Annotated in this window: 19 protein-coding genes; 7 read left to right on the forward strand and 12 right to left on the reverse strand. The window is 73.6% G+C overall.

Annotation, left to right across the window (positions count from 1 at the left end):
• Window positions 1–46 precede the first annotated feature (46 nt).
• Entirely contained in the window at window positions 47–409 is a 363-nt protein-coding gene (locus IF01_RS0119105; protein ID WP_030394659.1) for a UBP-type zinc finger domain-containing protein, read from the reverse strand.
• Between the two features lie 174 nt (window positions 410–583).
• Between IF01_RS0119105 and IF01_RS0119110 the strand changes: the two genes are divergently transcribed.
• A complete protein-coding gene (locus tag IF01_RS0119110; protein WP_094745595.1) occupies window positions 584–1,444 on the forward strand; it encodes an NAD(+)/NADH kinase in 861 nt (286 codons plus the stop codon).
• A gap of 93 nt (window positions 1,445–1,537) precedes the next feature.
• A complete protein-coding gene (locus tag IF01_RS0119115) occupies window positions 1,538–2,065 on the forward strand; it encodes a P-loop NTPase family protein (protein WP_037780312.1) in 528 nt (175 codons plus the stop codon).
• A gap of 39 nt (window positions 2,066–2,104) precedes the next feature.
• Here IF01_RS0119115 and IF01_RS41975 read toward each other — a convergent pair whose 3' ends face one another.
• The 4 genes from IF01_RS41975 to IF01_RS48350 form a co-directional block, all read right to left on the reverse strand.
• Window positions 2,105–2,686, reverse strand: a complete 582-nt coding sequence (locus tag IF01_RS41975; RefSeq protein ID WP_051755660.1) for a polysaccharide deacetylase family protein — start codon at window positions 2,684–2,686, stop codon at window positions 2,105–2,107.
• A 555-nt stretch (window positions 2,687–3,241) separates the two neighbouring features.
• A complete protein-coding gene (locus tag IF01_RS0119125) occupies window positions 3,242–5,047 on the reverse strand; it encodes a CocE/NonD family hydrolase (protein ID WP_030394663.1) in 1,806 nt (601 codons plus the stop codon).
• A gap of 130 nt (window positions 5,048–5,177) precedes the next feature.
• Window positions 5,178–5,342, reverse strand: a complete 165-nt coding sequence (locus IF01_RS48345) for a hypothetical protein (protein ID WP_157855277.1) — start codon at window positions 5,340–5,342, stop codon at window positions 5,178–5,180.
• A gap of 13 nt (window positions 5,343–5,355) precedes the next feature.
• Complete coding sequence (locus tag IF01_RS48350) at window positions 5,356–6,021, reverse strand: GntR family transcriptional regulator (protein ID WP_157855278.1); 666 nt, start codon at window positions 6,019–6,021, stop codon at window positions 5,356–5,358.
• 289 nt (window positions 6,022–6,310) lie between these two features.
• Here IF01_RS48350 and IF01_RS48355 point away from each other — a divergent pair, with 289 nt between their 5' ends.
• Complete coding sequence (locus IF01_RS48355; protein ID WP_157855279.1) at window positions 6,311–6,466, forward strand: hypothetical protein; 156 nt, start codon at window positions 6,311–6,313, stop codon at window positions 6,464–6,466.
• 120 nt (window positions 6,467–6,586) lie between these two features.
• Here IF01_RS48355 and IF01_RS48360 read toward each other — a convergent pair whose 3' ends face one another.
• From IF01_RS48360 to IF01_RS0119165, 5 genes are all read right to left on the reverse strand, one after another.
• Window positions 6,587–6,856: a hypothetical protein gene (locus IF01_RS48360; protein WP_157855280.1), complete on the reverse strand. Its 270-nt coding sequence runs from the start codon at window positions 6,854–6,856 to the stop codon at window positions 6,587–6,589.
• A gap of 574 nt (window positions 6,857–7,430) precedes the next feature.
• Window positions 7,431–7,583 carry a hypothetical protein gene (locus IF01_RS48365; RefSeq protein ID WP_157855281.1) on the reverse strand — a complete coding sequence of 51 codons (153 nt, stop codon included), beginning with the start codon at window positions 7,581–7,583 and terminating at the stop codon, window positions 7,431–7,433.
• Between the two features lie 106 nt (window positions 7,584–7,689).
• A complete protein-coding gene (locus IF01_RS0119155) occupies window positions 7,690–9,705 on the reverse strand; it encodes a carbohydrate binding domain-containing protein (protein WP_167349759.1) in 2,016 nt (671 codons plus the stop codon).
• A gap of 212 nt (window positions 9,706–9,917) precedes the next feature.
• Window positions 9,918–10,985 carry a substrate-binding domain-containing protein gene (locus IF01_RS0119160; protein WP_030394667.1) on the reverse strand — a complete coding sequence of 356 codons (1,068 nt, stop codon included), beginning with the start codon at window positions 10,983–10,985 and terminating at the stop codon, window positions 9,918–9,920.
• Window positions 10,986–11,151: 166 nt separating this feature from the next.
• The gene (locus IF01_RS0119165) at window positions 11,152–12,942 is read right to left on the reverse strand and encodes a glycoside hydrolase family 35 protein (protein WP_030394668.1); all 1,791 of its coding nucleotides are present in this window, start codon (window positions 12,940–12,942) and stop codon (window positions 11,152–11,154) included.
• A 256-nt stretch (window positions 12,943–13,198) separates the two neighbouring features.
• On the opposite strand from IF01_RS0119165, the gene IF01_RS0119170 reads away from it, so the two are divergent.
• Entirely contained in the window at window positions 13,199–14,284 is a 1,086-nt protein-coding gene (locus IF01_RS0119170; RefSeq protein ID WP_030394669.1) for a LacI family DNA-binding transcriptional regulator, read from the forward strand.
• Between the two features lie 136 nt (window positions 14,285–14,420).
• On the opposite strand, the gene IF01_RS0119175 is transcribed toward IF01_RS0119170, so the two are convergent.
• Together IF01_RS0119175 and IF01_RS0119180 are read right to left on the reverse strand one after the other, a co-directional pair.
• The gene (locus tag IF01_RS0119175) at window positions 14,421–15,203 is read right to left on the reverse strand and encodes a sugar phosphate isomerase/epimerase family protein (protein WP_030394670.1); all 783 of its coding nucleotides are present in this window, start codon (window positions 15,201–15,203) and stop codon (window positions 14,421–14,423) included.
• 7 nt (window positions 15,204–15,210) lie between these two features.
• Window positions 15,211–17,226: a DUF2264 domain-containing protein gene (locus IF01_RS0119180; RefSeq protein WP_051755666.1), complete on the reverse strand. Its 2,016-nt coding sequence runs from the start codon at window positions 17,224–17,226 to the stop codon at window positions 15,211–15,213.
• 342 nt (window positions 17,227–17,568) lie between these two features.
• Between IF01_RS0119180 and IF01_RS0119185 the strand changes: the two genes are divergently transcribed.
• The 3 genes from IF01_RS0119185 (at window position 17,569) to IF01_RS0119195 (ending at window position 20,758) form a co-directional block, all read left to right on the forward strand.
• Entirely contained in the window at window positions 17,569–18,921 is a 1,353-nt protein-coding gene (locus IF01_RS0119185; protein ID WP_030394672.1) for an ABC transporter substrate-binding protein, read from the forward strand.
• Between the two features lie 128 nt (window positions 18,922–19,049).
• Window positions 19,050–19,913, forward strand: a complete 864-nt coding sequence (locus tag IF01_RS0119190) for a carbohydrate ABC transporter permease (RefSeq protein WP_030394673.1) — start codon at window positions 19,050–19,052, stop codon at window positions 19,911–19,913.
• Window positions 19,910–20,758: a carbohydrate ABC transporter permease gene (locus tag IF01_RS0119195; RefSeq protein ID WP_030394674.1), complete on the forward strand. Its 849-nt coding sequence runs from the start codon at window positions 19,910–19,912 to the stop codon at window positions 20,756–20,758. The genes IF01_RS0119190 and IF01_RS0119195 overlap by 4 nt, the downstream gene beginning before the upstream one ends.
• The last annotated feature ends 46 nt before the right edge of the window (window positions 20,759–20,804 follow it).

Below are 20,804 nucleotides of genomic sequence, written 5' to 3' on the forward strand. Positions count from 1 at the left end.
GCCGGGCGGGGCAGGGCGGGGCAGGGCGGGGCGGGGCAGGTGCCGGTCAGTGCAGGTGCGACTGCCAGTCGGCCGGGACCTTGCCCGCCGGGCCGGGGGTCGGCTGCGCGAGCGGGTGCGCCGCCGGGGCCGCCAGTTCCGGCCCCTCGTAGTACTGCTCGGTCTCGATGTTCCAGAACCACTGCTCCCCCGGCTCGAAGCTGGCCAGGAACGGGTGGCCAGCCTGCCGGGCGTGCCTGGTGCCGTGCTGCGAGGGCGAGGAGTCGCAGCAGCCGATGTGCCCGCACGCGGCGCAGCGCCGCAGGTGGAACCACCACCCCGGCCCGTCGCCCGCCAGGCACTCCACGCAGCCGTCCCCGCTCGGCGGCACGGACGGGTCGATCCCCTGGTCCTGCTGGTCGTCGTCCATCGGACATACCTCCCGGTCGGGTCCGAAGCCGTCGGACGTCTTCGTCCGACAACCACGATCCGACTCCGACGGAGGTTCCGCGACCGGCGGCGCCCGGGCTTGAAGCACCCGCGCGGCTGTGCGTGACTGGAGGGGAGCAGCAGCACTCCCCCGGCCGACATCGAGGTGACCCGGATGGGATTCATCGGCACGGTGGGCCTGGTCCTCCATCCCGAGCGCACCAGCGCACCCACCGTGGACACCGTGGTCCGCTGGAGCCGGGCCCGGGGCACCAAGGTCCTCGGGCTGGCGGCGGAGGTGTCCCGGATCGGCTGCGAGGCCATCCCGGTGGGCGCCGAGGAGATGACCACGAGCGCCGATCTGCTGATCAGCCTGGGCGGGGACGGCACCATGCTGCGCACCATGCGGCTCGCGGCCGGCGGCCACGCGCCGGTCCTCGGTGTCAACGTCGGGCGGCTGGGCTTCCTCGCCGAGGTCGACATCCCGGAACTCCCCGCCGCGCTGGACGCCATCGACGCCCACCGGTTCACCGTCGAGGTGCGCTCCGGGGTGCACGCGCGCTTCGGGGCCGACGAGGAGACGGCGCTCAACGACATCGTGCTGCTGCGCAGCCCGGGGCACCGGTCCGCGGCGGTCGCGGTGCGGGTCCAGGGCCAGCCCTTCGTGGCCTACACCGCCGACGCGATCGTCACCGCCACGCCGACCGGCTCCACCGCGTACAGCTTCTCGGCGGGCGGCCCGATCGTGTCCCCCAACGCGGAGGGGCTGCTGATCACCCCGGTGGCACCGCACGCCGCGTTCAACCGCTCGGTCTTCCTCTCCAGCGGTGAGCGGCTCGACCTGGAGGTGCTGTCGCACAGCGGGGACCTCGCCGTCGAGGCGGACGGCCGCCTGGTCGGCCATGTCTCGCCGGGCGACGTGGTCGAGGTGACCATGCTGCCCGCCGCCGCCCGCGTCGTCCGGCTCGGCCGCACCACCTTCTACCAGCGGGCGCAGCGCAAGCTCCGTCTCACCGGCTCGGCGGAACCCGGCTGACCCGGCTGACCCGGCTGACCCGGGCCGCGACCCCGACCGACCCCGACCGACCCCGGCGACGCCCCGACGCCCCGGCGCCCTAAGGTGGTGACCGTGGAACGTGTGCTGGTCGCCGGGATCTCGGGGGCGGGGAAGACGACGACGGCGGCCCGGCTGGCCGTGCTGCTGGACCTGCCCCGCTACGAGCTGGACGCGCTGCACCACGGGCCGGGCTGGGTCCCGCGCGCCGAGTTCCGGTCGGACGTCGAGGCCTTCGCGGCGACCGGGCGCTGGGTCGTCGAGGACCAGTACACCGGCAAGCTGGGGGACCTGCTGCCGGCCCGCGCCGACACCTATGTCTGGCTCGACCTGCCCCGACGCACCGTCATGCAGCGGGTCCTGCGCCGCTCGGTGGCTCGCGCGCTCACCCGCCGCGAGCTGTGGAACGGCAACCGCGAGAGCTTCCGCAACTGGCTGGACCCGGAGCACCCGATCCGCTGGGCCTGGGCCCGTCACTCCGCGTACCGCCGGCGGACGCTGGACCGGCTCGCCGCCCACCCCGGCCTGACGGTGGTCCACCTGACCTCCGCGCGGGCCGCCCGCGCGTGGCTCCGGACGGCAGGCCGCCCGGACGCGGCCTGACGCCGGCCCGACGCGGGCCCGACGCACGGTTTCCGGCCGTCAGCCGGGGGGCGCTGTGAAGCGGTACCCGGAGTCGATCAGCATCGGCAGGAAGGTCTTGAGCGCCGCGACCGTCTGCGAGCGGTCGCCGCCGCCGTCGTGGGTGAGGACGATCGCGCCCGGCCGCAGTTCCTTCTCCAGCCGCTTGGTGATCACGTCCGTACCCGGCGTCGCCCAGTCCTGGGGGTCCACGGACCAGGCCATCGGCCGCATCCCCAGCTCGGCGCCGACCTTCAGCACCGTCGGCGACCAGCCGCCGCCCGGGGCGCGGAACCAGGTCGGTGCCCTGCCGGTGAGCCGCCCGAGCAGCTCGGAGGTGCGTCCGAGCTCGTCGCGCACCTTCGCGGCGGAGAGGCCGCTCAGGTCGGGGTGGCTCCAGGAGTGGTTGGCGATGTGGTGGCCGCGCGCGGCGACCTCCCGGACCAGGTCGGGGTAGGCGTCCGCGTTCTCGCCGATGAGGAAGAAGGAGGCCCGGATCCCGTACTGGTCGAGCAGCGCCAGGACGGACGGCGTGTACCGCGGATCGGGTCCGTCGTCGACGGTGATGGCGACGACCTTCCGTGCGGCGTCGAGCTCGTACACCGGCCGGCTCTCGGCCGCGGTGACCACCCGGGGCGAGGGCGAGGGCGCGGCCGCTGACGCAGGCGCCGACGCGGGCGCCGACGCGGGCGCTGACGCAGACGCCGACGCGGGCGGGCTGCTGGGCGCGGAAGTGCCCGCGGCGGGTACGGCGCTGCTGGGCGCGGGCGCCGGGGCCGGTGACTCGGTCGGGGAGGAGGACGGGGTTGGGGTTGGGGAGGGGGCTGGGGACGGGGCTTCGGCAAGGGAGGCGTCCAGCGCACCGGCGGCCGCTTCCTCGCCGCGGAGCGGTCCCCGGAAGTTCCCGTGGCACCCGGCCACCCCGAGGAGCGACAACCCGGCCCCGAGCATGAGCATGCGTCGCGAGACAATCTGACGATCAGATGGCATGACGGATGCCTCCCCGCTCCCCCGGGGCCCTGCTCCGACGACCACCACTACGGGTGCACGAGACCGCTCCGGCAGCCCAATCCCCGTAGTGACCGGGGGTGTCGCGGCCGACTGCATCCGGCCGCGACACCAAGCCCGCCGCCGCCCGCGGCGCACGGGCGGCGCGGCTCAGCCGAGCGGCAGCTCCAGGACGGCCTCGCCCTGGGCCGGGGTGGTGATGGTGGTGGTGCTGTCCGGCACGCCCGTGAAGGCGTAGAGCTTGTCGCGGCTGTTCACGACCAGGGCGAGACGGTGGCCGTCGGGCAGGTCGTAGGCGGCCGGCTGGAGCTTCCAGTCGAGGGTCCGCTCGGTACCGGCACTCAGGTCCGTGGCGGTGAAGGGCTCGTGGGTGATGATCCGGGCGGTGCCGTCCGGGGCCACGTCGAAGAGGTAGGCGACCAGGGTCACAGCGTCGGCCGCCTCCGCCCGGACCGCGAGCCTGACCCCGGCGGAGCCGCGGATCCGGCGGCCTCCCGCCAGTGCCTCGGTGGACCACAGCAGCAGCCGGTCCCGCTCGAAGGCCGCCGGCCGGTACTCCTTCGGGTTGCCGAACCACTCCTTCTGGCCGGTGGCCATGATCTCGTCCATCGCGGTGGCGCTGGTCTCGTGGCCCGCGGTGAAGGACCGGCTCCAGCCCGTCGAGGGCTTGTCGGACAGGGTGCCATCGCCGTTGCCGCCGTTACCGCCGAGGTACCAGGCCTCGCTGCTGACCTTGGCGTCCTCCCAGGAATCGAGCGGCTCGCGCCGGGCCGGGGCGGTGATCAGCCGGCCGCCGCCGACGACCGGCGCGGTCTTGTAGGTGAACATGACCTGGCTGTTGACCACGGGCCAGTCCGGCACCTCGTTGGCCGCGCCGAGCAGGTGGTGGTCCAGCCAGGCGTACGCCTCCCGGATCGGCGTCAGCAGGCCGGGGAAGGGCAGTCCGCTCGGCACGCCGCTGATGCCGGTGCCCTCCGGGGCCCCGTGGTCGCCGATCCACAGGTTCAGGTGCTTCGGGACGGTGAGCTTCTCGAAGGTGTCGATCGCCTCTCCGACCGGGAACAGGCCCTCGTGCCAGGTGTTCGAGTAGTAGGTCGGGATCTCACGCTGGTTGGTGATGCCGACGTACTTCTCCGGGGACCGCTCGGTGCCCCACTCCACCACGCGGTCCATGTGCTCCCCGTCCCGGAAGTACTGGAGGATCTGCCGCGTCGGCTCGTCGAACTTGTCCGCCTCCTCGCCGCCGGTGAACCCGACCAGCAGCCGCACGGCCTCCTCGTGCCGGGTGCCGTGGTCGTAGAGGCTGGTGGCGAGGTTCCCCCAGGTGCTCAGCGCGGCCACGGCGGCGACCCGGTCGTCCTCGTCGTGCGCGGCGACCAACTGGCTGATCCCGGAGCCGTAGGACAGGCCCAGGAAGCCGACCTTGTTCGGGTCGAAGTGCTCCTGCGCGTAGTCGATCACGAGCGAGCCGTCCGCCCAGTCCTTCGGACCGGCGACGTCGACGAACCCCTCGGAGGTGGACACCAGGCCCGGTGTGCCGATGCCCCGCGGGGTGTAGGCCAGCACGTGGTAGCCGCGCGCCGCCAGCGAGAGGTACCCGTAGACGAAGGGCAGCCAGCCGTAGGGGTTCCAGCCGGCGGGCACGATCACCACCGGACGCTGCTCGGAACCGCTCTGCTTGATCGAGAACGCCGAGAGCGCGAAACCGTCCGCCGTGGTGATGCGGGGAAGGGCGACCTGGGCACGCTGCCGCACTCCCGCCGCCAGCTCCCGCAGTTCCTCGGGGAGTGCGGCGTCCGTCCCGGGACCCTGGACGGCTGCGAGCAGCGCCCTGGCGACGGCGAGCACCGAGGGGTTGATGTCCAGGCTCGCACCGCGCCAGATGCCCTGGGTGGCGATGTCGGTGAGTGTCGCGTCGGTGATCGACGGGGTCGGCTCTCCACCAGCGGTAGTCATACGAAGCGCCCTTCTCTGATCGACAGGGTGCCCGCGGCGGGCACCGTTCGGCCGAATCATGTTCCGGCGGGGCGTGCACAAACGGACGACCGGCCGGCTCCACCCGAAGGAGTGAATACGCGGGCCTCCGTCAACGGCGGCGGCCGGGCCGGGCGCAGAGACCGGTCATCGGCAGGATCGAGATCGAGACCCCGGCGAACAGGGCGCCGTGGTCCGCGCCCGTGGACTGCTGTTGGAAGTGGTTCAGCGGGCGGGCGGCAGCGATCCGCCAGAACGTCACCGCCGCCGACGACATTTCGGCTACCCGCTCAGTCCTTGTCGGCGACCTCGTGGCCCGCCTGGGCGCTGATGTGGGCCTTGGCCGCCTGCGCCGCCGCGTCCGGGTCGCGGCGGCGCAGGGCGGCCACGATCCCGTCGTGCTCGGCGATGACCTGCGCCCAGTTCTCCGGGTCGACCGGTGCCGAGATCCGGTGGCGACGGACGGTCAGCAGCAGCCGGTCCGTCAGTTCGGCCAGGACGCGGTAGCCGGCGGCCTCGGCGAGGATCCGGTGGAATTCGGAGTTGAGTTCCGGCAGGCGTTGGACCGAGCCGGTCCCCAGGCGCCCGCGCATCTGCTGCTGGACCGATTCCAGCCCGGCCAGCTGGGCGTCCGTGATGCGCTCGGCGGCCAGCCCGGCGACCAGGCCCTCGATCGCCTCGCGGGCCAGGTGGACGCCGCGCATCTCGGCGGCGTCCACCTCGGCGACGGTCACCCCGGAGTGCACCCGGGACACCACCAGCCCGTCCGCCTCCAGCCGCTTGACGGCCTCGCGGACGGGGATCTTGCTCACGCCGAGGCTCCGGGCGAGCTCATCCATGTTGATACGCTCGCCCGGCTTGAGGTCCCCCTCGGCGATGGCAGCCCGGAGGCTGTCGTAGACGAGGTCGGCCTTGCTCTTCACCACGGGCAGCCGTGCCCAGTTCGCTCGTGCCACCTTCTCATCGTATGCGATATGCGCCCGGTACCGAAGGGCGGGTCGGGAGGCGCGGACCCGGAACTCGAACCGGGCGACCTTCGCGAAGGCGGCAGCCCCGACGTCGATGCCACAGGTCCGGAGACGGCCGACGGTAGGCAGCACCCCGGATTGCAGACCTGCAACAGGCCCGGACCCGCCGAGGGAACCCGTGGTGCCCGCGGCATCCTGCGCGGGTACGAGGGCGACACGGCTGCGGGCGGGAGCACCCTGCTGCCCAACTCCTGGGCGGTGCTTGGCACCTGTCGCAGTGCTGACGTCCGTGTGGACCTGGGACACGTTCGCCTGGCCCTCCCTGGTCACCAACAACGAGCCGCCGCGCACCCTGCCGGTGGAACTCGCACAGTTCCAGAACCAGTTCGCCCCGCGCTGGGACCTCCTGACCGGCGGCGCGGTGAAGGAGTAGCTCCACCGACCCGTTGAGGGCCGACCGGTGGACAGCCCGGGCCGGGTCGATGCCTCCCAGGTACCCGCCCAGGCCCGTTGCGTTGCCGTACCGGCGCGCGGCGTCCCGGCGCGTCTGGCCTCAGGCCCGGACCGCGCGGTCGCAGTAGGGGCACACCCGAGTGCTCCACTCCGGCGGATACCACGGCGCGTCGGCCCCGGGCGCCCGGTACGGGTCCCTTCGCATCCGGCCGGTTCCCATGCCGCACAAGGTCGCGTCACCGGGATCCCCCGGCGACTCCGGGGTCGGCCGCGCCGCGTGCACGGCGCGCACGCCCTCGACGTAGTCGGTGGTCGCGCCGACCGCCGACGTGCGGACGAGTTCGGTCTCGAGCAGGACGAGGAAGCTCACCGGTTCACTCTGGCCGATGCACCCCGGTGTCCGCACCTCCACCGCCGATACGGGCCCACCATCCGGCGGGACCGCGGAATCGCTCGCAAAGCTTTGTCCAGTGTCACGGCCGGCTCCGTCGCCGGGTCCCTCACCGACACCCGCCCCGGCGGCGCCCGCACAAACGGACCCGGGCCGCGGACCGGCTGACGGTGCCGTTCCGCAGCACGGGGGTCCGAGGGTGTGGAGAGAAGGCGTGGGAGGTGGTTCCCCGCCGGCCGGTGGGGCGGCCGGGAACCGGTGCGGTGGCGACCCACTCCGCGGACCGCCCGTACACCGGGGCGACGGCGCCGAGCGGCCCCTCCAACCGGGCCTCGGGTCTCGGCTCCGCCGGGGCGCCACCGGGGCCGAGCCGTACAGGGCACTCTGCAACAGGTCGACGAAGTAGAGCCGGTCCTCGCGCCAGTGGGTCCCCTCACCCAGCTGGAACCGGTCGGGGCGGCGGTGCTGCCCGCCGTGGGAGTCCACGGTCACCGCCTCCTCCCGTCCGGCAACCGTCACCGCGGCGTGGTACCGAGCGCGGCGTCCAGCAGGGTCAGCTCCTCGCGGAACGGCAGGCCACCACGATGTCCAGCCGCGGGACCAGCAGACGCCCCGCGGCCGCGGCCTCCTCGCGCGACCGGAGCTCGGCCCGGTGGTTGACGTCCAGGCAGACGGCACCGCCCGGCGCGCGGGCGGCGAGTTCCACGGCGGCCCGGGCCCGGGGCTGCAGGCGGCGGCGGTGCCGGTGAGGTGGACGATCCGGGCGGGGTCCGGCGCCGGGCGCCCGGGGCGGGGTGCCCCGGGCGGGTGCGTCAGTTCTCCTGGAGGGTGATGTCGTCGCACCAGCCGTAGCCGGTGCCGCTGCGGGCGTAGCAGTAGATCTTGGCGGTGGTGGCGGTCGGGCCGGTGGTGAAGGTGGTGGAGCGCTGGGTGAAGGTCGTGGTGGTGAAGACGGTGCTGGTGGAGGCGGTGCCGTTGTACTGTTTGGCGCCGAGGGAGAGTTCGGTGCCGCTCGCGGAGACCTTGCCCCAGCCCGCGAGGGTGTAGCTGGTGCCGGGCTTGACCTGGACGATCTGTTCGGCGGCGGCCTGGGCGGGGCCGACCTTCACCGCACGGCTGCCGCTGTGCTGGGTGGCGGTGTCGAGGGTGACGCCGCCGTAGCTGGTCCAGGGGTTGAGGTCGGTGTTCTCGAAGCCGGCGTTGCGGACCGCGTTGACCGGGCCGCAGGCGCTGTCGTCGAACGCGGACGCCTGGTGGAAGCCGCGGTCGGGTCGGCAGACGTGCGGGAGCGGGTTGCCGAAGTAGTCCTTGTCGCCGAGGGTCGGGATCGTGGTGCCGGTGCCGCGGACCGGCGAGCCCTCGGCCAGCTTGTAGTCCGCCGGGGTGCTGCCGCCCGCGTTGACGAACTGCGGGTCGTAGGTCTTCTTCTCCGGGTCGGCGGGCTCGTTGGCGGGGTGGTTGCCGAAGAAGGTGTTGGCCGCCCAGGTGAACTCGGCCGGGTGGTAGGTGCCCTGGTTGTTCAGGCCGTCGAAGCCGCCGCTGCCCAGGTTGACGAGGACGTTGTTGGTGAAGCGGGCGTGGGTGGTGCCGAAGCCGTCCTGGACGATGTCGGCGGTGGAGCCGGCCGGGAAGTACACGGTGTTCTGGTAGAGGTCGGCGCTGTCCTCGCCGGAGCTGGCCAGCCAGCGGTCCTTGTCGTGGTGGCTGAGGTTGTAGCGCACGACGGTGCCGGTGCTGCTGGAGCCCGCGCCGCAGGCCCCGCAGAACAGCATGAAGCCACCCTCGTTGTCGTGGCTGTGGTTGAACTGGAAGACCGCCCGGTTGTTGCCGTAGTCGGAGTCGAAGGCCATGCCGTCGCCGTTGTCCGGGAGCCGGCGCACGTGGTGGACCTCGTTGTACTGGATCAGGCTGTCGTCCGAGTTGATCGTCCAGATGCCCGCGTTGGAGCCCATCGGCCGCATCGCGAGGTCGTAGGCGAGGTTGTGCTCCACCAGGCCGTGGTCGGCGGCGCGCAGCACGATGCCGTCGCCGCCGGTGTTGCTGATGGTGTTGCCGCGGAAGACCAGGCGGGTGCTGGCGCGCCAGTTGTTCTTCGTCCCGCAGTCGTCGCCGGTGCCGTACTGGGGGCGGCACATCCAGGTGGAGCGGTTGGTCAGGCCCTCGCGGTCGACCTTGTCGATCCGGGAGTCCTGGACCAGGACGTCGTCGAAGTTGGTGGGGGTGGTGGTGCCGGAGACGCGGAACTGGATGCCGTTGGACCACTTGGTGGCGTCGCCGTTGACGTCGTGCACGTAGATGTCGTCGACCAGGTAGTGGGTGCCGACGCCGTCGGGCAGGTCCGCGACCTCGACCAGCAGGCCGTTGCGTTCGCGCTTGGTGGCGGAGGTGTCCTTGAAGGTGATCTCCAGGTCCCGGATCTCCCACTGCTCGACGTTGTAGAGGTGGACGGCGGCCTTCTCGGTGGAGGTGGCGCTGCCGGCGACGACCGGGCGGGACGTCCCGGTCCCGTACGCGGCGAGGGTGACGGGTGCGGCGGCGCTGCCGGAGCCCTGCGGCTTCAGGGTGCCGGTGCAGGTGGAACCGCGCTTGAGCAGCAGCTGGTCGCCCGGTCCGAAGACGTAGGCGTTGGCGGTGGCGAGGCTGTTCCACGGAGCGGCCTGGCTGCCGTCCCCGTTCGACGTGGCCGAGCAGTCCAGGTACCGGGTGGTGCCGCCCGCGGCGGCCGCGGCGGCCGCGGCAGCCGGTGCCGGTCCGGACAGCGGGAGGAGGAACAGCGAGGCGGCCGCGGCGAGCACGGCCGCATGCCTCGATGTGGGGTTCAGGTGCATGGGGGGACTCCCGAGGTGGGGGAGGGAGGAGGGAGGGTGGGCGCCCGCCCGCACCATAGGACGACCATCTGACCGGGTCAAGGCATCGCGATCCATTTGATCAATGTTCGATCGAAGAACCAGTCAATTGACCATGTGATCGCTGCCCGGGCGAGACTCCACCGACTCCCGCCGGCTCCCGCCGGTTCCGGCCGCTTCGGACCTGGGCCCCGTCAGTTCGACCGGGCGGCGGCGCCGCAGGACTCGCGGACCGTCAGCCTCGGCAGCAGCAGCAGGTGGTGGACGGGCAGCGCGTCGTCCCCGCCGAGCCGGCGCAGGAGCAGCGCCACGGCCTCCGCCCCGACCGCCCGCTTCGGCGGCGCGACCGCCGTCAGCGGCGGGGCGCCGAGCTCCGCGAGCACGTCGTCGTAGCTGACCACCGCCAGGTCGCCGGGCACCTGGAGGCCGCGGGCGCGCAGCAGTGGCAGCAGTTGGATCGCGTCCTGGTCGTTGTGGACCAGGACCGCCCGGACGCCGCGCGCGTGGGCCTCGGCCAGGGAGTCCGCCACGTCCTCCGCGTCCGCCACCGGGCGCACGATGTCGATGACGGGCTCCGCGGGCAGGCCGAGCAGCGCGCAGCTCTCGGCGTAGCCGGCCCGGATCTCGTGCGCCGTCCAGGTGTCCCGGCGGGCGACCAGCGCGACGGAGCCGTGGCCGAGGGCGGCGAGGTGCCGCACCGCGAGGAGCACGCCGTGGCGGTGGTCGGAGGCCACCCAGTCGAGGTCCTCGGCCGCGCTGCCCGGGGCCGACCGGCGTTCCACCAGGACGGCCGGGACGGGGAGGTCCTCGACCCACTCCCGGCCCTCGGGGCCGTCGGTGGGGGTCCAGTTGGGCGCGAGCAGCAGCCCCTGCGCGCCCGAGGTGAGCAACTGCTCGACCTGGACGCGGTCGGCGCTCGCCTCGTAGGAGGAGATGCCGAGCACCAGACTCGCGCCGGCCCGGGCGGCGGCGGCCCTGGCCCCAGCGATGACCTCGTCGAAGTACTGGCCCACCGCCGGGACGAGCAGCCCGATCGAGGGCCCGTCGCCGCGCGTGGGGGCGTCGGCGCCGGGGGCGGCGGCCGAGGAGACCGAGCCGTGCGAGCGGCGGAGCAGGCCGGCCTCGGCGAGCGCCGCGACGTCGCGGCGGACGGTGACCGCGGGGATCTCCAGCCGCTCGGCGAGTTCGGTGATCCGGACCGATCCGAGGTCCCGCACCGCGTCGAGGATGCGGGTACGGCGTTCGTCGGCCGAGATCGACATGTCACTCCCTGCGGTTCGCCCTGCGGTTCGCTCCGGTCGGTGCGAGGTGATCTGCCCAACGCGGACAGGAATCTACCATTCGATCGGGATCCGATCCGTGGACCGGCCGTCGACCGCCCCGCGCTCCCCCGGGCCGTCCGCGACGGCCGCGACGGCCGCCGCCCCGTCAGCCCGCGGACGCCTCCACCGCGGCCGTCGGCCCGAGGTCCGGGCGGTCCCGGAGCTCGATCCGGGTGCCCGGCCGGTGGAGTTCGAGCACGACCACCTCGTTGACGCCCGCCCGCCACAGCGGCGCGGGGGCGTAGAGGGTGCGCTGCGGGCCGCGCTCCCAGTGGCGTCCGAGGGCGAAGCCGTTGAGCCAGACCATGCCCTTGGTGAAGCCCGGGAGCGCGAGGAACCCGTCGGCAGGCGCGTCGACGGTGAACAGGGCGCGGTGGAAGCCGGGCCCGTCCTGCGTGCTCGCCGGGCCGAAGCGCAGGACGGTCAGGTCGTCGAGGGGCAGCGGGCGGACCTCCCAGCCGAACTGGAACTGCCGGTCGACCCGGACCCCGCCGGTGATCCCCTTGCGGTCGTGGAGCAGCGGCCCGTAGTTGATCCGTCCCATGTTCTCCACCAGCAGGTCGAGCACCGCCCCGCCGGCCGGGACCGTGACCTTCAGCGCCTCGTCCGGGCGGTCGCGTTCGAGCACGCCGATCGGGACGCCGTCGAGGAACACCTGGGCGCGGTCGGCGAGTCCGTCGATCCGCAGTTCCCCGTGGCCGAGCGGGCCGCGCAGTCGGGTGCGGTAGTGGATCAGGCCGAGGTTCTGGCCGAAGGTCTCCATCGGCGCGGGCTCGGGGCTGTGGTGGACGGTGGCGAGGGCGTCCAGGGAGTCCGCGAGAGCGGCGCTCGCAGTGACCGGGACGCTCTGCGGGGCGAGCCGGGCGGGCAGCGGCGGCGGCTGGTGCGGGTCAGTGCCCAGGTGGCGCCCGATGACCTCGCGGAACAGGTGGAACTTGGGGGTGAGTTCGCCCGCCTCGCCCACCGGGGCGTCGTAGTCGTAGCTGGTGGTGTCCGGCCGGTAGGCGGTCCCGTCGTGGTTGGCGCCGTTCCACCAGCCGAAGTTGGTGCCGCCGTGGCCCATGTAGATGTTGACGGAGGCGCCGGCGGCGAGCAGCCGGTCGAGGACGTCGGCGGACTCCTCGGGGTCGCGGAGGTGGTGCGGGGTCCCCCAGTGGTCGAACCAGCCGGTCCAGTACTCCATGCAGACGAGCGGGCCGACCGGCTGGTGGCGGCGCAGGCAGTCCAGGGACTCCTCGGGGCGGGAGCCGAAGGTGCCGGTGGTGAGCAGGCCGGGCAGTCGGCCGCCGAGCTGGAAGCCGTCCTCGGCTCCGTCGGCGGTGAAGAGCAGGCAGTCGACGCCGCGGCGGACCAGGCCGTCCCGGAGGTGTTCCAGGTAGGCGGTGTCGTTGCCGTAGCTCCCGTACTCGTTCTCCACCGCCACCGCGACGACGGGTCCGCCGGCGGAGGCGAGCAGCGGGAGCAGGACGGGCACGAGTACGTCGAACCAGGCGTCGACGGCGGCGAGGTAGGGGCCGTCGACGCGGCGGAGCCGCAGCGCGGGGTCGGCCAGCAGCCAGGCCGGGAGGCCGCCGAACTCCCATTCGGCGCAGATGTACGGGCCGGGCCGGACGATCACGTCGAGCCCGAGGCCGCCGGCGGTGCGGACGAAGGCGGCCAGGTCGCGGTCCCCGGTGAAGTCGCTGGTGCCCGGTGCGGGCTGGTGGAAGTTCCAGGCGACGTAGGTCTCGACGGTGTTGACGCCCATGGCGCGCAGGCGCAGCAGGCGGTCGGACCAGAGTTCGGGGCGGATCCGGAAGTAGTGGATCGCGGCGGAGACGATCCGGTGGGGGCGTCCGGCCCGCAGGAAGGTGTCTCCGTCGAGGGTGAGCGCGGGGTGGGTGGCCCGGTCGGCCATGGGTGCCTCCGTGATGCGGGCATGGGCGAGATCGACGATCGATCGCCGGTCCGTACCCTACGAGCAGGATGATCGGGCGGTCAATCAATCGATATGAACCCCGTCTATTGATCGAATTTCGATCGAACGATAGCCTTTGATCCGCTTCGCAGACAGAGCGAGCAGCACGTCGGCACCGCACGTCGACACCGCACGGCAGCGCCTGCGGCAGCGGCACGTCAGCACCACGACAGCACAGACCGAACAGAGGGAGTGGATGGCCATGTCCAGGGAGGAGCGGCGCCGGCTGATCGTCACGGCGGTCGGTGATCTCGGCGGCCAGGTACGGCTCAAGGACCTCGCCGACCGCCTGGGCATCCCCGCCGTCACCGTACGGCGCGACATCGCCGCACTGGCCGAGGCCGGCCGGCTGGTCCGCTCGCACGGGTTCGTCTCGCTCGACCACCCCGGCCCCGACCGGGCCCCGGACCACGACGGCGGCCCGGGCGCCGGACGCACCGTCGGCCTGCTGGTCCCCTCGGTCGGCTCGTACTTCGACGAGGTGATCGCCGGTGCCCGCGCCGCCGCCACCGAGGCCGGCGCCCGGCTGGTCCTCGGCATCGCGCCCTACCGGGCCGGCGACGACCCGGTCCAGGTCGAACGACTGCTGGAGTCCGGGGCCCAGGGCCTGCTGCTCGCCCCGAACCTGCTCCCCGGGCGGCGCTCCCCCGCCTGCGACTGGCTCGACGACCTGCCGGTCCCGACGGTCCTGGTGGAGCGCCGCTCCTCCACCCCGGACGGTCCCGGGTCCCGGCTGGACACCGTCGGCTCGGACCACCGCCACGGCGTGCTGCGCGCGCTGCGCCACTTCGCCGACCTCGGCCACGACAGCGTCCTGCTGGCCGCCCGCGGCGACTCCTGGACGTCGGAGGAGGTCCGGGCCGGCTACCGCGACGGCACCCGGCTGCTCGGCCTGCCGGAGCTCCCGGTGCTGGACACCTCCACCGCCGACGGGACGCAGACCGATGCCGCCCCGCTCGCCGACCGGATCGCCGGGGCCGTCGCGGCGGGCACCCGGGCGGTCCTCGTCCACAACGACCAGGACGCGATCCGGCTGCCGCCGCTGCTGCGCGCCCGCGGGCTGCGGGTGCCCGAGGACGTGGCGCTGATCGCCTACGACGACGTGTTCGCGGCCCTCGCCGCTCCCCCGCTGACCGCCGTGGCCCCGCCCAAGCGGGCGGTGGGCGGGGCGGCGTTCGACCTGCTGCTGCGCCGCCTCACGGGCAGCACCGACCTCCCGGTCCACCGCACCGCCCTGCTCCCCGTCCTGCGCGTCCGCACCTCGTGCGGGGGCCGGCCGTGACCTCCCGCACGGGCTGACCGGGGCCGGGCCGGCGGCCGCCGCGGGCCCGGCTGCGCCCTGAGCCGCAGGGGTGCGCGGGGCCTCGTTACGTACGGTCCGACCCGCACTCGGCGCCCGCGGCCCCGGCACCGTCCGCTCACCGGCGGGCCAGCGCCGCCAGATACCCGGCCCCCGCACCGAGCTGCGGCGCCAGCGGGGCAGCGCGCGGGTGCCAGGGAGCCTCGTACTCCCAGGCGATCCAGCCGTCCCGCGGCAGCAGCCGCAGGCAGTCCGCGATCGGCAGCACGCCGCTGCCGAGGGCGACCGGTGTGAGGTCGTCCGGCGAAGCGACGTCCTTGACCTGCGCGTAGCCGAGGTGGCGGCCGAGGATCCGATGGGTCTCGGCCGGGTTCTCCCCCGCCAGCCAGGTGTGCAGGAGGTCCCAGAGCGCGCCGACGGCGGGGTGGCCGACCTGGTCGAGCAGCGCCGCGAGCGCGCCGGCCGACCGGTGCGAGTCGTGCGTCTCGACCAGGATCCGCACGCCCAGCGACCGGGCGTGGTCGGCCACCTCCAGCAGTCGGCGGACCGCCCTGGCGTCGGCGGCGGCGCCCGCGCCGGGCCCGCCGTGCGGGAACACCCGCAGCCGGTGGCAGCCCAGGTCGGCGGCGAGCCGCAGATGTGCCAGCAGGTCAGCGACCAGCGGTTCGTCCGGTCCCGGCGCGGCCACGCCGATGTAGGAGGCGAGGGCGACCGGGACCAGCCCGGCCCGGCCGAGGGTGCGGGCCGCGGCCTTGCGCTGGAGCGCGCTCAGCTTGAGCCGGACCGGCTGGTCGGAGGCGCAGCGCAGTTCGAGGCCGTGCCAGCCGTGGTCGGCGGCCAGCCCGGCGACCCGGTCGAGGGGGGTGCCGGGCAGGCCGAGCGTGGAGAGGGCGAGGGGCATGGCGGGCCTAACCGCTGTGGCTGACGGAGACGGAGCCCGCGACGGAGACGGTGCCGGGCCCGATGCCGATCCGGTGGGTGGTGCCGTCCGGCCAGGTCAGCCACAGCTGCCGGGTGCCGTCGGCACCGACCCCGGCACCGGCCCCGGTCGCCTCCAGCCGCACTTCGAGCGGGGGCGGGAGGGCCGTGCCGGTGAGGCGCGCCGCGCAGGCGAACAGGGCGGCACCGTCGTCGAGCACGTCGTCGCCGAGCACTCCGTCGAGGACCCCGCCGACGACCCCGTCGAGCACCGGCACGGCCGCCTCGGGCCCGAAGGCGGTGCCGCCCGGGACGGTGAGGAGCGCGGCCCCGGTGAAGCCGTGCAGCCCGGTGAGTTCGCTGAGGAGGCGTCCGCCGTCGGCCGAGGCGTCGGCCGAGGCCCTGGCGCCCGGCCGCGGTGCGGTCGCGGGGCCCGCCCCGGCGGTCCGGCCGGCGACGGCCCAGCCGGTCTGGCGGACGCCGGTGCCGGGCGCCGCGCCGGCGACCAGGTGGACCCGGGCCTCGTCCGCGCCGTGCACCAGGGTGACGGTGGTGACCGTCACTCCGGCGAGTTCCTCCCCGCGGACGCGGGGGCGGCTGAGCGAGGCCGCCCAGTCCGGGCCGCAGCCGACGGGCTCGATCCGGCCGCGCTCGCTCGCCGCCCCGTCGGTCAGCAGGGCGAGGTGGTTGTCCGCCGGGCCGTCGTGGGTGGGGCCGGTGGCGGTGGAGTGGGCGAGTCGGGCGTAGTGCGGGTCGTCGGGCCGGACCTGGTCGGCCGGCTGGTCGTCGCTGCCGTGGTTGTGCAGCCGGACCAATCCGTCGGCCGCCGTCGACTGGACCAGCCAGTTCGGCCGCGCCAGGATCCGTACGGTGTCGCGCTCCTCCGCCGGGGCAGGCAGCTCGGGATCGGTCCAGACCGGGTGGTCGGGCGGGAGCAGCAGGCCGAGGAAGCCGCTGCCGGCCCAGTACGGCGAGGCCGGGCCGGAGTAGGGCTGGACGAGTCGCGGTTCCGGTCCGTACCAGCCGAGGGTGAGCAGGCCGCGCTCGTCGATCGCGCCGCGGTCGACGAAGTGGCGCAGCGCGCCGGAGGCGATCCGGCGGGTGGCGCCGGGGGCGAGCGGGGTGTGGCCGGTGAGGGCGCCGGCCCAGAGCGGCGCGGTGGCGGCGAAGCGGTAGGTGAGGGAGCGGCCCTGGTGGACGGGGGCGCCGTCGCCGCCGAACAGGTGGGCCTGGTCGGCGAGGTGGGCCGCGAGCCGGGAGCCGTACTCGTCGAGCAGGGCGCGGTCGGCGGCGAGGTGGGCGTGCAGGACCGGGTAGAGGTGCAGGGCCCAGCCGTTGTAGTGGTCGAAGGCGCGGGGGCGGCCGTCGGTGTACCAGCCGTCGCCGAGGTGGAAGCGCTCGATCCGCTCCAGGCCGCGCCGCACGGCGGCGCCGGCGGCGTGCTCCTCGATGCCTGCCTCGGCGAGGAAGCCGCCGACCGAGAGCGGGAACAGCCACCAGTTGTTGTCGTTGGGGGTGCGGTGCAGGGCGTCGGCCAGCCAGCGGCCGACGCGGTCGCGGACGGGGGCGTCGAGGCGGTCCCAGAGCCAGGGCCGGGTGAGCCGGAGGGCGAAGGCGATCGAGGCGGCCTCGACCATGGCCTGGCCCCGGTCGGTGATCAGTGGCCAGGACTCGGGGTCGCCGTCGGTGAGTCCGCGTTCGGCGGTGGGGGTGCGGGTGCCGGTGTCGAGTCCGCGCGCGTAGGCGTCCAGCAGGCCGTGCGGGTCGTCGCCGTCGGCGCCGGCGATCCGCAGGGCGGCGGGCAGGAAGGTGCGGGCGTAGCCCTCCAGGCCGTCGGAGCGGCGTCCGGACCAGCTGGGGCCGGTCCCGGGGAGGTCGATCAGGGCCTGGCCGGGGCTGGCGTAGGGGCGGACGGCGGTGAGGAGTTCGTCGGCCACGGCCTCCCAGTGCGCCCTGGTCCAGCCGGTGCGGGGGCTGAGGTGTCGGTCCTCGGGGGGCAGTGGCATCAGCTGGTGTCCTTCGTCGGCGGCCGGGAGCGGGTGGGTCCCTGGCCCGGAATCTAGGAATCGACCGATCATTCGTCAAGACTCATGGATCAAATGAACTGGTTGATCGGATTGTGACCTTGCCGCCCCGGGCCCGTCACGCTCCTTATTTGGGCAGGTCGGAGGCGCAGGAGTGACCGATCCGACCGGTTCGTCCATTCGATCGGATCAGATCATTCGATCTGCGTCTCTTGACTCCGATCGGCAAGCTGCTCAGGATGGCTGCCAGCCGCCCCCACCCTCCACGAGTCCGTGACTGGCCGACCCACCGGACCGTGGCTTCCCCCTCCGAGGAGCCGTGCCATGCGCTCATCCGCGTTCTCCCGCCGCAGAGCCCTCCGTGCCACCGCCGCCGCCACCGCCGTCGCGCTCTCCGTGACCCTCCTCGCCGCCTGCGGCAGCAGCGGCGGGTCGACCTCCACCGCCACCGCCGAGGACGGCAAGCCCGTCGACCTCCTCTTCTGGGGCTGGGCCAAGGGCACCAAGGAGGTCGTCGAGGCCTTCAACGCGAGCCACCCGAACATCCGGATCACCTTCGAGGAGATCCCGGCCGGCAACGCCGGCGGCTACGCGAAGCTCTCCAACGCCGTCAAGGCCGGAAACGCCCCCGACGTGTTCAACGTCGAGTACCCGCAGCTGCCGGACTTCGTCAGCCAGGGCGCCGTCCAGGACATCTCCAAGCTCGTCGGCCAGGACCTCAAGGCCAAGTACCTGCCGCAGGCCGCCGAGCTGACCTCGCTCGGCGGCCGGACCTGGGCGCTGCCGCTGGACGCCGCACCGCAGGCCTTCTACTACCGCAAGGACCTCTTCGAGAAGGCCGGCATCACCGTCCCCAAGACCTGGGACGAGTTCCGCACCGCCGCCCAGAAGCTCAAGGCCGCCCAGCCGGAGACCCGGATCGCCACCTTCTTCCCCGACGACCCCACCACCTTCGAGGCGATGGCCTGGCAGAACGGCGCCCGCTGGTTCAGCACCTCCGGCGAGGCCTGGAAGACCGACCTGACCGGGCCCGAGACCAAGAAGGTCTCCGCCTACTGGCAGCAGCTGGTCGACGAGGACCTGGTCCGCGTCCAGCCCTCGTTCAGCCAGCAGTGGACCGCCTCGCTGCAGAAGGGCGAGACCGCCGGCTACCTCGGCGCCTCCTGGGGCGGCGGGGTGCTGAAGTCCAACCTCGCCACCACCCCCGACGCCGCCGGCAAGTGGGCCGTCGCCGCCATGCCCAGCTGGGACGGCACCCCCGCCAGCGGCATGCTCGGCGGCACCACCTTCGCCGTCTCCAAGGACAGCAAGAAGGCCAAGGCCGCCGTGGAGTTCGCCGCCTGGGCGACCACCACCCCCGAGGGCATCAAGGCCCGGATCGCCTCCGGCACCTCCTCCACCTACCCCGCCGCCACCGAACTCGTGCCCACCGCCGCGAAGGCCTTCAACAGCGACTTCTACGGCGGCCAGGACCTCTACGGCCTCTACGCGCACGCCGCCGACTCGATCAAGTCCGGCTGGACCTGGGGCCCCGTGATGGGCCTCACCAACGGCACCGTCAAGGACGCCTTCGGCAAGGTCGCGGGCAAGACCGGCACCATCGACGACGCGCTCGCCGCCGCCCAGCAGGCCACTCTCGCCGAGCTCAAGAACCGCGGGCTGAAGGTCGCCCAGTGACGACCCGCGCCACCCGCACCAAGGGCACCGCCCGCCCCGGGAGCGGCGCCCGCCCCGGGGCCACCACGCGCACGAGCGCCCGCGCCGCCGCCCCCCGGCGGCGCGGGCGGTACGGGGCGCCGGCCGTCCTGCTCGCCCCGTTCCTGGTCCTGTTCACCGCCTGCACGCTCGTCCCGATCGGCTACGCGGTCAAGCTCAGCCTGTTCACCGAGCACCGCTCCGGCCTCGGCTTCGGCGGCACCGAGACGGTCTTCACCGGCCTCGGCAACTACACCCGGGCCCTGCAGGACGAGGCCTTCCGCGACGGCTTCCTCACCATCACCCAGTACTGCCTGCTCTACATCCCGCTGATGACCGCCCTGGCGCTCGTCCTCGCCCTGCTCCTGGACTCCGCGCTGGTCCGCGCCAAGCGGTTCTTCCAGCTCGCCCTGTTCATCCCGCACGCCGTGCCCGGCATCATCGCCGCGCTGGTCTGGATGTACCTCTACACCCCCGGCATCAGCCCCGTGCTGGACGTCCTGGAAACGCTCGGCGCCCAGCCCGATCCGCTCGGCCACCCGCTGCCGGCCGTGGTCAACATGGCCCTGTGGCAGTGGAGCGGCTACAACATGGTCATCTTCTACGCCGCGCTCCAGGCCATCCCCCGCGAGGTGCTGGAGGCCGCCGTCATCGACGGCGCCGGCCCGCTGCGGACGGCGATCGGCATCAAGATCCCGCTGATCCGGCCCTCCCTGGCCATGGTCGGACTGTTCACCGTCATCGGCTCCCTCCAGCTCTTCACCGAGCCGATGATCCTGCACAACACCGCACCCGGTGTGACCTCCACCTGGACCCCCAACATGTACGCCTACACCGCCGCCTTCGAGCGCGGCGACTACGGACTGGCGGCCGCCTCCTCGGTGCTGCTCGCCGTCGTCGCCGCCGGGCTCTCCTTCGCCGTCACCCGGGCCACCCGGTCCCGGTCCGAGCGCGCACGGGAGGCCCGCGCATGAGCACCCGTCGTCCCTGGACGCTGTCGAAGGGCGCCGTCAACGGCGTGCTCGTCCTCGCCACCGCCTACACCCTGCTGCCGCTCGGCTGGCTGGTCACCGCCGCCGCCAAGAGCACGGCCGACCTGCTCGGCGGCCGCTCCCTGACCGCCGCCAACTTCGACCTCGGGCAGAACCTGAGCGACCTCGCGAGCGCCGGCGACGGCATCTACTTCCGCTGGTACCTCAACTCCCTGCTCTACGCCGGGATCGGCTCCGTGCTCTGCGCCCTGGTCTGCGTGGGCGCCGGCTACGCGTTCCACGTCTTCTCCTTCCCCGGCAAGGAGACGCTGTTCGGCCTGGTCCTGCTCGGCGTGCTGGTGCCCACCACCGCGCTCGCCCTGCCGATGTACCTGCTGGCCTCCGAACTCGGGATCGTCAACACCTTCTGGGCCGTGTTCCTGCCCTCCCTGGTGAACCCCTTCGGCGTCTACCTCGCCCGGGTCTTCTGCGCCGGCTACATCCCCGGCGAGGTGCTGGAGGCCGCCCGCACCGACGGCGCGGGCGAACTGCGCACCTTCTGGTCGATCGGCCTGCGGATGGTGATGCCCGGCTTCGTCACCGTCCTGCTGTTCCAGTTCACCGCCATCTGGAACAACTTCTTCCTGCCGCTGGTGATGCTCTCCGACAACCGGCTCTTCCCGGTCAGCCTCGGCCTGTTCACCTGGAACGCGCAGACCAGGGCCTTCCCCGAGTACTACCCGCTGGTCGTCACCGGCGCGCTGCTGGCCGTCGTCCCGCTCGTCCTCGCCTTCGTCCTGCTCCAGCGGCACTGGAAGGCCGGTCTCACCGCGGGGGCCGTCAAGTGACCCGCCCCCGATCCGCCCCCACCCCGCCGCCGTCGTCCCGGAGAAG

It is taken from the genome of Kitasatospora purpeofusca, from assembly GCF_000718025.1.
Lineage (GTDB): Bacteria > Actinomycetota > Actinomycetes > Streptomycetales > Streptomycetaceae > Kitasatospora > Kitasatospora purpeofusca.

Excerpts from the sequence above, each read along its gene's own strand:
- IF01_RS0119185 (WP_030394672.1), top strand. The coding sequence starts at position 17,569 with ATGCGCTCATCCGCGTTCTCCCGCCGCAGAGCCCTCCGTGCCACCGCC.
- IF01_RS0119125 (WP_030394663.1), bottom strand. The coding sequence starts at position 5,047 with ATGACTACCGCTGGTGGAGAGCCGACCCCGTCGATCACCGACGCGACA.
- IF01_RS0119105 (WP_030394659.1), bottom strand. The coding sequence starts at position 409 with ATGGACGACGACCAGCAGGACCAGGGGATCGACCCGTCCGTGCCGCCG.
- IF01_RS48345 (WP_157855277.1), bottom strand. The coding sequence starts at position 5,342 with ATGTCGTCGGCGGCGGTGACGTTCTGGCGGATCGCTGCCGCCCGCCCG.
- IF01_RS0119180 (WP_051755666.1), bottom strand. The coding sequence starts at position 17,226 with ATGCCACTGCCCCCCGAGGACCGACACCTCAGCCCCCGCACCGGCTGG.
- IF01_RS0119110 (WP_094745595.1), top strand. The coding sequence starts at position 584 with ATGGGATTCATCGGCACGGTGGGCCTGGTCCTCCATCCCGAGCGCACC.
- IF01_RS0119160 (WP_030394667.1), bottom strand. The coding sequence starts at position 10,985 with ATGTCGATCTCGGCCGACGAACGCCGTACCCGCATCCTCGACGCGGTG.
- IF01_RS0119195 (WP_030394674.1), top strand. The coding sequence starts at position 19,910 with ATGAGCACCCGTCGTCCCTGGACGCTGTCGAAGGGCGCCGTCAACGGC.
- IF01_RS0119175 (WP_030394670.1), bottom strand. The coding sequence starts at position 15,203 with ATGCCCCTCGCCCTCTCCACGCTCGGCCTGCCCGGCACCCCCCTCGAC.
- IF01_RS0119165 (WP_030394668.1), bottom strand. The coding sequence starts at position 12,942 with ATGGCCGACCGGGCCACCCACCCCGCGCTCACCCTCGACGGAGACACC.
- IF01_RS0119170 (WP_030394669.1), top strand. The coding sequence starts at position 13,199 with ATGGCCATGTCCAGGGAGGAGCGGCGCCGGCTGATCGTCACGGCGGTC.
- IF01_RS0119155 (WP_167349759.1), bottom strand. The coding sequence starts at position 9,705 with ATGCACCTGAACCCCACATCGAGGCATGCGGCCGTGCTCGCCGCGGCC.